This is a genomic window from Coprococcus comes ATCC 27758 (assembly GCF_025149785.1).
Taxonomy (GTDB): Bacteria; Bacillota; Clostridia; order Lachnospirales; family Lachnospiraceae; genus Allocoprococcus; species Allocoprococcus comes.
This window is the reverse complement of record NZ_CP102277.1, coordinates 807,182-823,220: the sequence shown is the minus strand read 5'-3', so window position 1 is coordinate 823,220 and position 16,039 is coordinate 807,182. Positions and strand designations below refer to the sequence as shown.

10 protein-coding genes and 2 riboswitches are annotated in these 16,039 nt (G+C 43.1%); all 10 genes read right to left on the bottom strand.

Annotated elements, in window-relative coordinates:
- Window positions 1–3 precede the first annotated feature (3 nt).
- The 10 genes from gcvH to nifJ all read right to left on the bottom strand — a co-directional run bounded on the left by gcvH (window position 4) and on the right by nifJ (window position 15,901).
- Window positions 4–381, bottom strand: a complete 378-nt coding sequence (gene gcvH, locus NQ556_RS04225) for a glycine cleavage system protein GcvH (protein WP_008372058.1) — start codon at window positions 379–381, stop codon at window positions 4–6.
- Window positions 382–487: 106 nt separating this feature from the next.
- Entirely contained in the window at window positions 488–1,576 is a 1,089-nt protein-coding gene (gcvT, locus tag NQ556_RS04220) for a glycine cleavage system aminomethyltransferase GcvT (protein ID WP_008372061.1), read from the bottom strand.
- Between the two features lie 15 nt (window positions 1,577–1,591).
- Window positions 1,592–2,839 carry a serine hydroxymethyltransferase gene (locus NQ556_RS04215; RefSeq protein WP_008372062.1) on the bottom strand — a complete coding sequence of 416 codons (1,248 nt, stop codon included), beginning with the start codon at window positions 2,837–2,839 and terminating at the stop codon, window positions 1,592–1,594.
- 264 nt (window positions 2,840–3,103) lie between these two features.
- Window positions 3,104–3,216: riboswitch (glycine riboswitch) on the bottom strand.
- Window positions 3,217–3,617: 401 nt separating this feature from the next.
- Window positions 3,618–5,009, bottom strand: coding sequence for a glycine--tRNA ligase (locus tag NQ556_RS04210; RefSeq protein WP_022220668.1), 1,392 nt, complete (start codon window positions 5,007–5,009; stop codon window positions 3,618–3,620).
- A gap of 178 nt (window positions 5,010–5,187) precedes the next feature.
- The gene (gene recO, locus NQ556_RS04205) at window positions 5,188–5,940 is read right to left on the bottom strand and encodes a DNA repair protein RecO (protein WP_022220669.1); all 753 of its coding nucleotides are present in this window, start codon (window positions 5,938–5,940) and stop codon (window positions 5,188–5,190) included.
- Window positions 5,885–6,055 (bottom strand): hypothetical protein, encoded by a 171-nt coding sequence (locus NQ556_RS04200; protein WP_022220670.1) that lies wholly within the window; start codon window positions 6,053–6,055, stop codon window positions 5,885–5,887. Before NQ556_RS04200 ends, recO begins: the two co-directional genes overlap by 56 nt.
- 116 nt (window positions 6,056–6,171) lie before the next feature.
- Window positions 6,172–7,068 (bottom strand): GTPase Era, encoded by an 897-nt coding sequence (gene era, locus NQ556_RS04195; protein ID WP_008372068.1) that lies wholly within the window; start codon window positions 7,066–7,068, stop codon window positions 6,172–6,174.
- Window positions 7,069–7,079: 11 nt separating this feature from the next.
- Window positions 7,080–10,004, bottom strand: a complete 2,925-nt coding sequence (locus tag NQ556_RS04190) for an insulinase family protein (protein ID WP_022220671.1) — start codon at window positions 10,002–10,004, stop codon at window positions 7,080–7,082.
- A 274-nt stretch (window positions 10,005–10,278) separates the two neighbouring features.
- Window positions 10,279–11,910, bottom strand: a complete 1,632-nt coding sequence (locus NQ556_RS04185) for a Na+/H+ antiporter NhaC family protein (RefSeq protein WP_204576135.1) — start codon at window positions 11,908–11,910, stop codon at window positions 10,279–10,281.
- Window positions 11,911–12,016: 106 nt separating this feature from the next.
- A riboswitch (Lysine riboswitch) is annotated at window positions 12,017–12,184 on the bottom strand.
- A 177-nt stretch (window positions 12,185–12,361) separates the two neighbouring features.
- Window positions 12,362–15,901, bottom strand: coding sequence for a pyruvate:ferredoxin (flavodoxin) oxidoreductase (nifJ, locus tag NQ556_RS04180; RefSeq protein WP_022220673.1), 3,540 nt, complete (start codon window positions 15,899–15,901; stop codon window positions 12,362–12,364).
- Window positions 15,902–16,039: the final 138 nt, after the last annotated feature.

Genomic DNA, 16,039 nt, shown 5'->3' with positions numbered 1-16,039 from the left:
TGATTATTCTTCGCTTGCTACAAATGCCTCATATTCTTCTGCTGAAAGAAGTTCCTCTGTTCCCGATACATCTTTTACTTTGATGAACCATGCATCATACGGAGCGCCATTGATCTTTTCTGGTGCGTCAAGAAGTTCTTCGTTGATTTCTTCAACTTCTCCTGTTACCGGTGAGTATACATCTGATACCGCTTTTACAGATTCAACATCTCCAAATACTTCTCCGGCTTCTACACTGTCTCCAGCTTCCGGAAGATTTACGAATACGAGATCACCGAGTGCTGACTGTGCATAATCCGTAAGTCCAATTGTCCAGACTCCACCTTCTTCTTTTACCCATTCGTGTGATTTTGTATATTTTAATTCTGCTCTTACTTCCATGATTTTAATCTCCTTTTCTTTTCAACTGCCGATCGCCTTTTCCAAACACTCTCTATCGCTTTTTTCTGCGACCGGACTGTTAATCTATTTTCGTTATTATTTTCTTTTATTTTGCTCTCTTATAGAACGGAAGCTGCACAACTTCTGCTTCCACTCTTCTTCCACGTACATCTGCTTCTACCTTGTCGCCAATTGCTACGCTTCCGGCATCAACAAGTGCCATGGCGATTGGATATCCAAGATAAGGGCAATGCGTTCCGGATGTTGTATGTCCGATCTTCTGATCTCCAGCATACAGATCCTGATGTTCACGGATGATTCCTCTTCCTGTTACTTTAAGACCAATTCTTTCGATCTTTGGTGTTCCTCTGTCTTCTATGGCTTTCTTTCCGATGAATTCGTCTTTCTTCATCTTAACACCGAAGTTCAGACCTGTTTCAAGAGGTGATACTTCATCATCCATCTCATGTCCGTAAAGAGGCATTGCAGCTTCCATGCGAAGTGTATCACGAGCACCAAGTCCACAAGGGATTAGTCCCTCTTCTTTTCCTGCTTCAAGAAGTGTCTCCCACATCTTTTCTGCCAGATCACTTGCCAGGTAGATCTCTACACCATCTTCACCGGTATATCCTGTCTTGGATACGATGCAAGGCATTCCGGCAACTTCTGCGCCAAATACTGCATGATAATATTTCTTTGGAATATTTTCTTCTGTTGTAAGTTTTCTTAAGATTTCCATCGCCTTCGGTCCCTGAAGAGCGATCTGTCCATACTGGTCGGATACATCTGTAAATGTAACCTCTCCTGACTGATGTGCGAGCATCCACTGATAATCCTTATCCTTGTTTGCTGCATTTACTACGATAAAATAGTGATCATCTGATCTTTTGTATACGATCAGGTCATCTACAGTTCCACCGTTCTCGTTACACATCGGGCTGTATCTTGCCTGTCCGTCTACCATATTTGTAAAATCGTTTGTAAGGATGTGCTGCAGATTGACAAGAGCATCTTTTCCTTCACAAAGGATTTCGCCCATATGAGATACATCAAAAAGTCCTGCCTGTGTACGTACTGCCATATGCTCTTTGATCACGCCTGTCTCATACTGAACCGGAAGAAGGTATCCGGCAAACGGCACGATCTTTCCACCTGCTTTTACATGAGCGTCATAAAGGGGTGTTTTTAATTCCATTATTTTTTCCTCCTGTTATTCATAAAGTGGATATTTATCGCAGATCTTTGTAACTTCGGCACGGATTTCATCTGCTTTGGTATCAAAGTCTGTAATCGTCATCTTGATCAGTTTTGCGATGGTCTTCATATCTTCTTCTTTCAGACCTCTTGTTGTAACAGCCGGTGTTCCGATACGAACTCCACTGGTCACAAACGGACTTGCAGGATCATTCGGAACTGCATTCTTATTAACTGTAATGTAAACTTCATCCAGTCTGTTCTGAAGTTCTTTTCCTGTGATGTTCATGTTCTGAAGATCTACCAGAATCAGATGGTTGTCTGTTCCACCACTGACAAGGTTGAATCCTTCTTCAACCATGGCTTCTGCAAGTGCTTTTGCATTCTTGACAACCTGTTCCTGATAGGTTTTGAATTCCGGTTTTAATGCTTCTCCGAAGCATACAGCTTTTGCTGCGATAATGTGCATCAGAGGTCCGCCCTGTGTTCCCGGGAAGATTGCTTTGTTGATCGCTTTTGCATATTCTTCTTTGCACATGATCATTCCACCACGAGGTCCTCTGAGTGTCTTATGTGTTGTTGTTGTAACTACATCAGCATAAGGAACCGGGCTCTGGTGAAGTCCTGCTGCAACAAGACCTGCAATGTGTGCCATATCTACGAAAAGATAAGCTCCAACTTCTTTTGCGATATCTGCAAAAATATCAAAACGGATCTCTCTTGGATAAGCCGAAGCTCCTGCTACGATCATCTTTGGTTTGCATTCACGTGCAAGCTTTCTGATTGCATCGTAATCCAGAACACCGTCATCATTGACATTGTAAGGTACGAAATTGTAAAGGATACCGGAAAGGTTTACCGGTGAACCATGTGTAAGATGTCCGCCGTGTGCCAGGTTCAGTCCCATAACTGTATCACCTGGTTTGATCAGCGCCTGATATACAGCTGTATTCGCATTTGCTCCTGAATGCGGCTGTACACATACATGGTCACATCCGAATAATTTCTTTGCACGTTCAATTGCAAGATTTTCAAGAATATCTACATCCTCGCATCCGCCATAATAACGTTTTCCCGGATAACCTTCTGCATACTTGTTTGTCGGTACAGTTCCCATCGCAAGCATAACTGCCGGGCTTACGATATTCTCTGATGCGATCAGTTCAAGGTTTCTACGCTGACGGTCAAGTTCTAACTGCAGCGCTTTCCCTACTTCTTCATCACATTCAGTAATGTAATTTGTTACATCTTCAATTCTGTTCATTCTCTTTTACCTCCTTAGAACCAACTACCTGGTCTTTTTTGCTCCCCTTCCGGTGTATTTGATTCAGAATTTTATCGTTTATATATGTATTTTTCTGAATATTCCCCTTTTTAGGGTACAAAAAAAACAGGCAAAAAAGTTTTCGTCATTGAAATCTTTTTTGTCTGCCTCTGTCCGTTCACCTGAAAGATCACCCGGACTTTTGCGCTATATAGTCCAGACTACTTCTTCGGTACAATACATATATATTGTTCTCCAGAGTGTTGTCCGAATATGTTCCTTTTGCCTGAGAGTTTCTGCCTGCCCCTTCGGCTCATGCTATACATTAAATAACGGTGCGCGCCGTCTGTACAACAAGTATCTCACATATTCATCTTCCAACCTTAACGTTAGTCTCATTATATAATTGTCGTTACAATTAGTCAAGCGTTAAATAATTTTCTTTATTGTTTATTATTTATCAGAATATTTAATAGTTTTTCCCTATAGGCATTGTTTTTATTAACTATTTTTTAACTATATCATCGATTTTCTTTGTCTATTTTTACAAATCAAATTTTTTCTCAAAATCCACACATTCTAGCCAACCTATCACGATTACACTCCCTAGTCTCTGCTGACATAATTTTCGCTTTCAGAGGCTCCTCAGAATGGTTGGCACAACGGAATTTGAACACTTATATTTGTCCCATTTGTCTCACAACCTCCCAAACAAACTTTTTTTGCACAAAAAGATCCGGACTTCCCAAACCTGGGAAATCCGGATCTTTTCAAATCTCTACCACTCAAATTTTTTCTCAAAGTATGCTTTGAGATCTTCAATTTTAATTCTTTCCTGCTGCATTGTATCACGGTCACGAACAGTAACTGCTCCGTCTTCTTCTGAATCGAAGTCATAAGTTACGCAGAACGGTGTTCCGATCTCATCCTGACGACGATATCTCTTACCGATATTTCCTCTGTCGTCAAATTCACAGTTATAATACTTGCTCAGCATTGCATAAACTTTCTCAGCACCTTCATTCAGCTTCTTGGAAAGCGGAAGTACACCGATCTTAACCGGTGCAAGTTCCGGATGGAAGTGCATAACGGTACGTGTAGAACCGTCTTCCAGTTCTTCCTCATCATATGCTGCGCAAAGGAACGCAAGTACCACACGGTCAGCACCAAGTGATGGCTCGATAACGTATGGAATGTATTTTTCATTGGTCTCATCATCAAAGTAAGTCAGATCCTGTCCTGATACATTCTGATGCTGTGTCAGGTCATAATCTGTTCTGTCTGCGATTCCCCACAGCTCGCCCCATCCAAATGGGAAGAGGAATTCTACGTCTGTTGTAGCCTTGCTGTAGAAAGAAAGCTCTTCTTTGTCATGATCTCTGTAACGGACTTCCTCATCCTTAAGTCCAAGAGAGAACAGCCAGTCAAGACAGAATTTCTTCCAGTAAGCAAACCATTCAAGGTCTGTATCCGGTTTGCAGAAGAATTCAAGTTCCATCTGTTCAAACTCACGGGTACGGAATGTAAAGTTACCCGGTGTAATCTCGTTACGGAATGATTTACCGATCTGACCAATACCAAATGGAAGCTTCTTTCTTGAAGTTCTCTGTACGTTCTTAAAGTTTACGAAGATTCCCTGCGCAGTCTCAGGACGAAGGTAAACAACGTTCTTTGCATCTTCTGTTACGCCCTGGAAAGTCTTGAACATCAGGTTAAATTCACGGATCTCCGTGAAATTGTGTTTTCCACAGGTCGGACACGGAACTTCGTGTTCTTTTACAAATCCTTCCATCTCTTCATGTGACCATCCGTCAATGCTGTCCGGAATATCAATTCCATGCTCATGTGCATAATCTTCAATGATCTTATCTGCACGGAAACGTTCGTGACATTCCTTACAGTCCATCAGCGGATCACTGAATCCTCCCAGATGTCCGGAAGCGATCCATGTCTGCGGATTCATCAGGATCGCACAGTCAACACCTACGTTATACGGGTTCTCCTGTACGAATTTCTTCCACCATGCTCTCTTTACGTTGTTCTTAAGTTCAACACCCAGATTACCATAATCCCATGTATTTGCAAGCCCACCGTAGATTTCAGACCCCGGATATACAAAGCCTCTTGATTTTGCCAAAGCTACAATTTTGTCCATTGTCTTTTCTACCATAACACTAATCCTCGCATTCTTTTTATTTTTCGTTAGAAGAACAACGCCACTTATCGCGATAACATTTATTCCTCTCTGATTCACCTATTATACCTATTGCATATAGGTTTTGCAAGCTTATCCTGCTAATTTTTGCCGAATTTGTCTTTATTTTCTAATCTAATATACAATTTTCCGGTTATTTCAGCCCTATGAGCTGCTCCAGAATCTCAAGCGACTTGAATCTGTGAGCCACGTATACATCCAGATAACGCCCCATTAGCTTTCCCAGTTCCTTTAAAACTTCATCGCTTAAGGTAAAGGTATAGAGCTTTTCCACCGGTGTCCCGACAATGAACTGCATAGCATAAAGGGTAGACGTATTCAGCCGCATTCCGTCATAGACATTCTGACCGCATTCACTGCAGACCAAACCACCCTCCTTTACACTGAACACACAGGGACGTTCCCTGTTCCCGCATCTGACACACTGAAATACCTGCGGTCCTTCCCCACTGACACTGAGTGCCTTCAGTTCAAATATGTAGCGTACCAGCTCAAATGGAATGATCTTTTTCGTCAACACGCGCATCGTCTGATAAAGAAGCTTCAGCATTTCCCGCTCGTCATTGGCTTCCCTTGTATAAAAATCTGCAAATTCGAGAAAATAAAATGCATAGTATGCCGCTTCCACATCCGTGCGGAGCTCTGCAAAATAATTTTCGATCTCTGCCGACTGGAGAGTGTTGGAATTTCTTCCTTCATACAGCATGAATTTTCCGAAATTACAAGGTGTACAAGCCCCTGCAAGCGGACTGTTCGGTCGTCTCGCCCCTTTTGCAAACGCTGATATTTTCCCTTTTTCTTTTGTCAGGATCACGACTCTTTTATCATACTCACCAATCGGTGCTACCGACAGAATCATCCCTGTCATTGTTGTTAACTGATTCACTGCATTTGTCCCCGTATTTCTCCGTTTTCGCTTTGCAGACTTCCTTTTCCCGGTAGGAGAGATAATCCTCCACCCGTCCTGTTCTTGCAAACTGATCCCAGTATTCCTGATTCATCCTTCGGTCACCTCATCTTTTTCTTATGCCTTTTAAGATTAGGTTCTCCCATATTTTCAGATGCTATACTGCGTAATATCTGCCAACTGTTTTTCAGAGAAACACCTTGACATTTTTTACTCGTCTTCTCGGTATCCAAAGTTTTTGATCAGGAAATCACTGTCTCTCCAGTCCTTCTTTACTTTTACCCAAAGCTGGAGATTTACCTTACATTCGAGCATCTGCTCGATCTCATATCGCGCCGTACTGCCGATCTTTTTCAGCATGGATCCCTGCTTGCCAATGATGATTCCTTTATGTGAATCACGTTCACAGATGATCGTTGCCTCAATATCCATCACTTTTTTGCGTGCTTTCATCTTCTCGATTGATACCGCAATTCCATGTGGAATCTCCTCATTCAGGCAGTGCAGTGCTTTCTCACGGATCAGCTCTGCCACGATCTGCCTTTCCGGCTGGTCGGTAATGGTATCTTCATCATAAAACTGCGGTCCATACGGAAGATATTTCATGATGACCTTTAAAAGCTCGTCTGTATTTTCACCGGTTCTCGCAGATACCGGAACGATATCTGCAAACTGGTATACTTCATTGTATTTTGCGATACACGGAAGAATATCTTCCTTCTTCACGGTATCTGCCTTGTTAATGACCAGCACGACAGGTGTTGTCACCTTTCCAAGCTGCTGCACAATGTGCTGCTCTCCGGCTCCGATAAAGGTACTTGGCTCAACCAGCCACAGTACCACATCAACTTCATTTAAGGTGCGCTCTGCCACATTTACCATGTAGGTCCCAAGCTTGTTCTTCGCCTTATGGATTCCCGGTGTATCGACAAATACAATCTGTCCTTCATCGGTCGTAAGTACCGTCTGGATCCGGTTTCTGGTAGTCTGTGGTTTATTCGATGTAATAGCGATCTTCTGACCGATCAGATAGTTCATAAGGGTGGATTTCCCCACATTCGGCCTGCCGATCAACGTTACAAATCCTGATTTAAAATCTGCTCTCATGCATTCTCCTTCTAAAATAAATTCTCAACTGTCATAAATAATTCTTTTTCTTCTTCTATCTTTGCTTCATTTCCGATCACACAGATCTGATCATTTGCAAGCACTGCACGTGCCACACCTGCAAGTGCGCGGATATCCTCCTGGTTTGCTGTAAGGATCTGTTCTCTTTCTTTTCTGATCATCTCTGCACTGACATGATTCATATAAAGGTTCATGGAACGGTCTCCCTTGGTTGCCGGAGTCATCGGCTGATCAATGTTGCTGATCGTTCCGATAATATATTTTGTCATATCGCGTTCGCTGACCGTGAAATTCTCCAGATATTCCGGAACTCCGTCGTAGATTTCCAGGGTTCTTCCAAGATTCGGGTCACGGTAAGATACAAAATAGCCCTCACCAATGCGGTTGAAGTTACTCATGCAGCCATACGCACCACCTTTTACGCGGATATTGATCCAGAGGTATTCATAACTCATGATCACTTTCAGGATCTGCAGTGCCCCGTTATATTCCTCCCCTGCGTCGATAAAGTTGCCTGCCTTTGCCGCAAACTGTACTTTAGAAGAAGTTTTAAATCCTTCATTCTTCTTTTCACAGTGCAGGATGCATCGGCTCTCTGGCGTTCTCTCCAGATAAAGAGCTTCTTTTAAGCTTCCGATCTCCTCTTCCAAAACGGCAAGTCCCTCTCTTGAGGCTGTGTAACTGATCATCACATTGCCTTTTCTGAAAAGCAATTCCGACAAAGCCTTCAATCCGCTGATGATTTCTTCTTTCTTCTCATCAAAATGTTCTTCCATCTCACGGATATTCTGGTAATATTCTATTCCATTCGTCGTATCTTTGAATTTTGAAATCGGTGACTTATAAGACATTGCCCGGAGTGCTGCTGCGGAATGTCCTGCAGACAGGAAACGATCCTGCAATCTGGTCTTTGTCATAGAAAGAATCTCTTTCAGACGTTTTTCATCATCCAGTTTCGATGCTGTCAGAATCTCTTTCATCATACGGATGGCAAATGGAATCTGTCCATAAAGTGCTTTCCCTTTGATTTCAAAAGTTGCCTTGAATTCTTTTTCTTTTACTTTCGTCACATCCGGGTAAAGCTCCAGTGAAGTTCCGATTCCTCCGGTGTGTCTGTTGATTTCATTAAAAAGTTCTCCATATTCATAATGCTCAGTGTCAATGATTCCGAGAACTGCCTGCAGAAGCCCCACCATCGGGAGATCCTTTTCCGGCACATCCGAAAGGTCAAACATCAGATCCAGATAACCGATCCCGTTCGTCTCAATCTCATGGAATACCGTCGGGATATCTGCAATCTTCATCTCTTCATTATAAATCGGTGCGATCTCGCGGGAAATATCCGCTCTTGTCAGCATCGGTATCTTCTCCAAATCCTCCTGACTTGACGGTTCTTCCTGATACTCCTGTAAATGCTTTGTATCTGCAACCAGCTTTTCGATTTCTCCCCTGCTAAGGCCTTCTTTATATACCTGCAGTTTTTCTTTTAATTCCGCATCCAATCTGGCTGTACGTCCCGGTTCCGGCACGATCGTGACCAGTGCTCCATGCTGGTTATCCAAAAGATATGTCTGAATCAGCTTTTCAAAATACCCGGTATTGATCTGTTCTTTTAAGAACGCAAAGGTGTCCAGTGCCTCCACATGGATAAACGGCTTTGTCTCATCATAAAGCCAGCTGTCAAATATCTGCAGACCATACATCAGTCCCTTTGGATAGCCTCCGAAGTCTGCTTCACGGTAACGGAATTCATGGTAATTGATTCCCGCTTCCAGTGCCTTTTTGTCCATTCCGTTTTCTACGATAGCCTTCAATGTATCTTCGATCACTTTTACAAATTCTGCTTTCTGTTCTTCATTGGCATTCTTTGCCACAATGGAGAAGATCGGCTGATAGGTGCTGCTGTCATACGACCCGCTGATATCTTTTCCGATTCCTGCTTCCAGAAGTGCTTTTGTAATTGGTGCTCCCGGTGCAGAAAGCAGTGCATAATCCAAGATCTGGAATGCCAGATACAGCTTTTCATCCAGAGAAGTCCCAATGACCTTATTGTAGGAAAGATAGGTGTTATCTTCTGTCGATTCATTACTTGCGATCGAATACGGCTTTGTGATATCATGCATTTGCTCAAACGGCTTCTGCAGATGGATCTCAGAATCTACTTCTTTTCTATCGTAAGCAGACAGATATTCCTGATCCAGCCAATTTAATTTCTCTTCCATATCCATATTTCCATAGAGGTAAATATAGCTGTTGGACGGATGATAATAGGTTCTGTGAAAATTCAGATATTCTTCATAAGTCAGTTCCGGGATCACATCCGGATCTCCGCCGGACTCATTTGCATAAGTCGTATCCGGGAAAAGAGAATTCAGGATCATACGGTCCAGAACACCATCCGGTGAAGAAAAAGCTCCCTTCATCTCATTATAAACAACTCCGTTATAAGAAAGCTCCCCATCTGCTTCCTCCAGGTGATAATTCCATCCCTCCTGCCGGAAGATCTCTTCGTATTTATAAATATTCGGATGCAGAACTGCGTCCATATACACGTCCATCAGATTCTGAAAATCCTTTTCATTACAGCTTGCAACCGGATATACCGTCTTGTCCGGATAAGTCATCGCATTCAAAAAGGTGTTCAAAGATCCTTTTACCAGTTCCACAAACGGATCCTTGGTCGGAAACTTTTCCGAGCCACACAGAACAGTATGTTCCATGATATGTGGCACTCCGGTACTGTTCGTTGTCGGTGTGCGGAATCCGATATTAAATACTTTATTTTCATCATCATTGGAGATCAGAAGCACCCTCGCACCGCTCTTTTTATGTCTTAAAAGCGCTCCTTCCGATTTCAGATCCGGAAGAGGTCTGTGCTCAATGATCTCATATGCTGTAAGCTTTGTTAAATCCATATATGATTTCCTCCAAGTTCTGTAGTTAGTCTCATAAATAACATTGTACACATTTCTTTGATTTGATACAAGGTCTTGGTGGGAATTGTTTTTCATAATCCGCTGTACCTCCCCAGTTCTTTATGACTTTTCCGCCAACTATGAGAAACACGCTCCGCGAGTTTCTCAAGTTATCGCGGCAGTCACCAAGGTCTCGTGCAAGCACGGACTTTGATTCATTACTCGCGTAAATAAAATAAGGAACAGCTACGAAAGCCATTCCTCATTTTCTCTATTATGCTTCTTTCTTCTGTGAAAAAGCTGCTGTCTGCTTTTTCTGTGAAAATTTCATGAATGTCACAAAGGCAAGCATCATGATGATTCCTGCTGGAAGTGCGATCCATGCACTCTGTACGAATCCGGCAATAATATAAGTGATAAACGAGATCACCGCGCAGCTTGCCGCATATGGAAGCTGTGTATTGACATGATTAATATGATTGCACTGTGCACCAGCAGATGCCATGATCGTTGTATCCGAAATCGGTGAACAGTGGTCACCACAAACTGCTCCGGCCATACATGCGGAGATAGCAATGATCATCATCGTCTCATTCTTTCCTTCAAATGCATGTACCACGATCGGGATCAGGATTCCGAATGTTCCCCAGCTTGTACCGGTTGCAAATGCAAGGAAGCATCCCACAAGGAAGATGATTGCCGGAAGAAGATTTACCATACCTTCCGCACTTCCGGCTACAATACCTGCTACATATTCCGCCGCTCCAAGACTGTCTGTCATAGATTTCAGTGTCCATGCAAAAACAAGAATCAGGATTGCCGGAACCATCGCCTTAAATCCATCCGGGAGACATGCCATACACTCATCGAATTTCAGCACACGTCTTACCAGATACAGCACGATTGTGATCACAAAAGCAAAGAAACTTCCGTACACCAGTCCCTGGGAAGCATCACTTCCTGAAAATGCTTCTACAAAACCGACTCCGTCAAAGAACCCACCGGTGTAGATCATTCCGATCACACAGCAGATGATCAGTGAAATAATCGGGATCAAAAGATCCATTACTTTTCCTTTACCGTTATCCACTGTCTCTTCCTCCGCATTTGCATACGGTCTGTCCGGTGTGGTGTAAATATCACCTTTTTTCGCATTATCTTCATGAACCTTCATCGGGCCATACTCAACCCTCATCACAACCATTGCGATCATCATCACGATGGTAAGGACTGCATAGAAGTTATATGGAATTGCACGGATAAATATCGAAAATCCATCTTCACCTTCTACAAAACCGGTAACGGCTGCTGCCCAAGATGAAATCGGTGCAATGATACATACTGGAGCTGCTGTCGCATCGATCAGATACGCAAGCTTTGCTCTGGAAACATTCTGCGCATCCGTTACCGGACGCATCACGCTTCCGACTGTCAGACAGTTAAAATAGTCATCGATAAAGATCAGCACACCGAGAACGATTGTTGCAAGCTGTGCACCGACACGGCTCTTGATATGGGAACTTGCCCATTCACCGAATGCGGTAGATCCTCCTGCCTTATTCATCAGGCAGACCATGGTTCCTAAGATAACCAGAAAAATCAGGATTCCCACATTATAGCTGTCAGAAAGAACACCTACGATCCCTTCCTGAAAAATATGGGTGATGGTTCCTTCAAAGGAAAATCCGGAATAAAACATTCCACCCACTAAAATCCCTACAAATAACGAGCTGTACACTTCTTTTGTGATCAGTGCCAGTGCGATCGCAACCACCGGTGGAACCAGTGACCAGATGCTGGCATACATCTTCGGTACATACTCTTCCGCGTCTGCTGCAAAAGCGACAAGGGGACTTGCCATTACGCAGATCATTATAGCTGCGAGCAGACTGCTTAACTTTTTCATTTTTTCTCTCAATTAAAAAACCTCCTATTTTAAAACATAAAAATGCCATGAATAACGCTTGCACCGTCAAAACGCATTCATGGCATGTATAGTCTTCCTTAAATGTTCTTCCGATAGCGCTCCACATGTGTGACAGTACGCTGCATCTTCTGCATCGTCCCAGAAACCGGGGTTGGGGTTCCGGCTCCTTCGGCGGTATTTCCTTTCTCTTCTGTCGGCTTCCCTGCCGCATCTTTCAGAAGGTACTGATAAATCCCGCGCCTCTATCAAGCTGAATATTCATCATTTTCTTTATCAACCATACTATAAAATTTTCATTTTTGCAAGAGATAATTGCTATTTATACATAAATTTCCAGTCCCTTTCCACCACATACCACTCCCAGACTTTTGAATGTGCAACGACAAAAGGAGTCAGAGACTTTCGTCCCTGACCCCTATTCAAGTCAATCTTATTCTTCAGAACCGTACAGTGTAACGAGTTTCTGCAGATATGCATATCTAGCTTTTGCTTCTTCTTCGTTCTTAGCAAACAGAACTTTAGCCTTTTCAGGATTGAATCTAGCAAGAGCGTTGTAACGAACTTCTCCGTTAAGGAAGTCTTCGTATCCAGCAAGGTCTGGTGCTTTGCTGTCAAGAGTGAACTTAGATCCTTCAGCTGCCGGATTGAAACGGAAGTTGTTCCAGTATCCACATTCAACTGCAAGCTGTTCTTCTGTCTGAGCTTTGCTCATACCTTTCTTGATACCATGGTTGATACATGGAGCGTAAGCGATGATCAGGGATGGTCCCGGATATGCTTCAGCTTCTGCGATAGCCTTTACAGTCTGGTTGAAGTCAGCACCCATAGCGATCTGTGCAACGTATACGTAACCGTAGCTCATTGCGATAGAAGCAAGGTCTTTCTTCTTAGTTTCTTTTCCGCCTGCTGCGAACTGAGCGATAGCACCAGTCTTAGTAGACTTAGAAGACTGTCCACCTGTATTAGAGTAAACTTCTGTATCGAATACCATTACGTTGATATCTTTTCCACTTGCAAGTACGTGGTCAACACCACCGAATCCGATATCGTAAGCCCATCCGTCACCACCGAAGATCCACTGGGATTTCTTAGCAAGGAAGTCTTTCTTTTCAACGATATCTTTGCATGTCGGGCAGTCGCATCCTTCTAATGCAGCAACAAGTTTGTCTGTAGCTGTTCCGTTAGTAGCTCCACATCCGTATGTTTCAAGCCATTCGTTGCAAGCAGCTTTTGCTTCTTCGCTGGCTTTATCTGATGCAGCAACTTCTTCAACTTTCGCTTTCAGACCTTCTCTGATTGCTTTCTGAGCAAGTAACATACCGTAACCAAACTCAGCAGCATCTTCGAACAGTGAGTTAGACCAAGCCGGTCCCTGTCCCTTAGAGTTTACTGTGTAAGGTGTAGACGGTGATGAGTTACCCCAGATAGATGAGCATCCTGTTGCATTAGCAATGTACATTCTGTCACCGAATAACTGTGTGATAAGTTTAGCGTATGGAGTCTCTCCACATCCAGCACAAGCTCCTGAGAACTCAAGCAGTGGCTGTTTGAACTGAGATCCTTTTACTGTATTTTCTTTAAATTTAGTAACAACTTCCGGTTTTACTTCGATTTCTGTACCAAAGTCAAAGTATACCTGTTCTCCTGCGTTCTCTTCCATGTTACCCATAACAAGAGCTTTTTCACCCTTCTTACCTGGGCAGACATTAGCACAAGAGCCACATCCTGTACAGTCATAAGCTGATACAGTCATTGTGAACTTCATTCCCGGCATACCGATCATGTCGATTGCTTTCAGTCCTTCTGGTGCTTTTGCAAGTTCTTCTTCTGTAAGAGCTACCGGACGGATTGCAGCGTGCGGACATACATATGCACAACGGTTACACTGGATACATGTCTCTGACTGCCAGATTGGGATATCTACTGCGATACCACGTTTTTCGTATGCAGCTGTTCCTGACGGTGTAGATCCATCTACATAGTCTTTGAATGCAGATACAGGCAGTGTGTTACCTTCCTGAGCATTAACTTTAGCCTGGATGTTCTTAACGAATGCTACTGCATCTTCTCTTCCACCCTTAACTTCTGGTGTGAACAGGCCTTCGTCTTCGCAGTTCTTCCAGCTTTCCGGTACTTCAACAGCGTTAACCTGTTTAGCTCCGGCATCGATCGCATCGTAGTTCATCTGTACGATCTTATCACCTTTCTTACCGTATGTAGCCTTTGCAGCTTTCTTCATAAGGTCGATAGCTTCTTCTTCCGGAATGATGTTAGCCAGTTTGAAGAATGCAGACTGAAGAACTGTATTGATACGTCCGCCAAGTCCGATTTCTTTACCGATCTTGATACCATCGATTGTATAGAATTTGATGTCATGGTTGGCGATGAATGCTTTAACCTGTCCCGGAAGATGTTTGTCAAGTTCTTCTGCTGTCCATGGGCAGTTAAGAAGGAATGTACCACCATCTACAAGTTCCTGAACCATGTTGTATTTGTTGATGTATGACGGGTTGTGGCATGCAACAAAGTTTGCTTTATGAATCAGGTAAGTAGATTTGATCGGTTTCTTACCGAAACGGAGGTGAGACATTGTAACACCACCGGATTTCTTTGAATCATAATCAAAGTAAGCCTGTGCATACATATCTGTGTTATCACCGATGATCTTGATAGAGTTCTTGTTAGCTCCGACTGTTCCGTCAGCTCCAAGTCCCCAGAACTTACAGTTGATTGTTCCTTCTGGTGTTGTAACCAGTGGAGCACCAACTTCAAGAGAAAGTCCTGTTACATCATCAACAATACCGATTGTGAATTTAGCTTTTGCTTCGTTCTCGAATACAGCAACAACCTGAGCCGGTGTTGTATCTTTAGAACCAAGTCCGTAACGTCCTGAGTTGATCTTAACAGCGTCGAATTTGGTTCCTTTAAGAGCTGCAACAACATCAAGGTACAGAGGTTCTCCAAGAGATCCTGGTTCTTTTGTTCTGTCAAGAACATTGATGTACTTAACAGAATCTGGAATTGCATCTACAAGTGCCTGTGCGCAGAATGGTCTGTAAAGACGAACTTTAACAACACCAACCTTCTTGCCCTGAGCAAGTAAGTAATCGATTGTTTCATCGATTGTGTCACAAACAGATCCCATAGCGATGATTACGCTTTCAGCGTCTTCTGCACCATGGTAGTTGAACAGTTTGTAGTTTGTTCCGATCTTAGCGTTAACTTTGTCCATGTATTCCTGTACGATTGCCGGCATAGCATCGTAGTATGGGTTACATGCTTCACGAGCCTGGAAGAATGTATCCGGGTTCTGAGCTGATCCTCTTTCACATGGATGGTTCGGGTTCAGTGCATGTGCACGGAATTCCTTGATTGCATCCTTATCTACGAGATCTTCCAGATCTTCGTAATCCCATGTTTCGATCTTCTGGATTTCGTGTGATGTACGGAAACCATCGAAGAAGTTAATGAAAGGAATTTTACCTTTCAGTGCTGCACAATGTGCAACCGGTGTCAGGTCCATAACTTCCTGTACGCTGGATTCACAGAGCATTGCGCATCCAGTCTGACGACAGGCGTAAACATCTGAATGATCACCAAAAATATTAAGAGCGTGTGAAGCTACTGCACGGGCAGATACGTTGAATACACCCGGAAGCTGTTCACCAGCAATTTTATATAAGTTAGGAATCATAAGAAGTAAGCCCTGGGAAGCTGTGTAAGTAGTAGTAAGCGCACCTGCTGACAGTGAGCCGTGTACAGTACCTGCTGCACCTGCTTCAGACTGCATTTCTGTTACCTGAACAGTCTGACCAAAAATATTCTTTCTTCCTTGTGTTGCCCATTCGTCTGTGGCTTCAGCCATTACAGATGAAGGTGTGATCGGGTAAATAGCAGCAACTTCTGTATAAGCATAAGAAGCATGAGCAGCTGCATGGTTACCATCCATGGTCTTCATTGATCTTGCCATTTTCTTTGTTCCTCCTTAGATTGTGTCAAAACTTTTACTTGTGTTAAAATTTTTTTACACTTTCGTTCGATATTATTATAGCTGTTCATATATGAAAAGTCCAGTCATTTTACTGTTCTGATTGTTCCTTTTGACGTA

Coding starts and splice junctions, on each gene's coding strand:
- NQ556_RS04210 (WP_022220668.1), bottom strand. CDS start 5,009: ATGGTAGAAAAGACAATGGACAAAATTGTAGCTTTGGCAAAATCAAGA.
- nifJ (WP_022220673.1), bottom strand. CDS start 15,901: ATGGCAAGATCAATGAAGACCATGGATGGTAACCATGCAGCTGCTCAT.
- NQ556_RS04185 (WP_204576135.1), bottom strand. CDS start 11,910: ATGAAAAAGTTAAGCAGTCTGCTCGCAGCTATAATGATCTGCGTAATG.
- gcvT (WP_008372061.1), bottom strand. CDS start 1,576: ATGGAATTAAAAACACCCCTTTATGACGCTCATGTAAAAGCAGGTGGA.
- NQ556_RS04200 (WP_022220670.1), bottom strand. CDS start 6,055: ATGAATCAGGAATACTGGGATCAGTTTGCAAGAACAGGACGGGTGGAG.
- NQ556_RS04190 (WP_022220671.1), bottom strand. CDS start 10,004: ATGGATTTAACAAAGCTTACAGCATATGAGATCATTGAGCACAGACCT.
- era (WP_008372068.1), bottom strand. CDS start 7,068: ATGAGAGCAGATTTTAAATCAGGATTTGTAACGTTGATCGGCAGGCCG.
- NQ556_RS04215 (WP_008372062.1), bottom strand. CDS start 2,839: ATGAACAGAATTGAAGATGTAACAAATTACATTACTGAATGTGATGAA.
- gcvH (WP_008372058.1), bottom strand. CDS start 381: ATGGAAGTAAGAGCAGAATTAAAATATACAAAATCACACGAATGGGTA.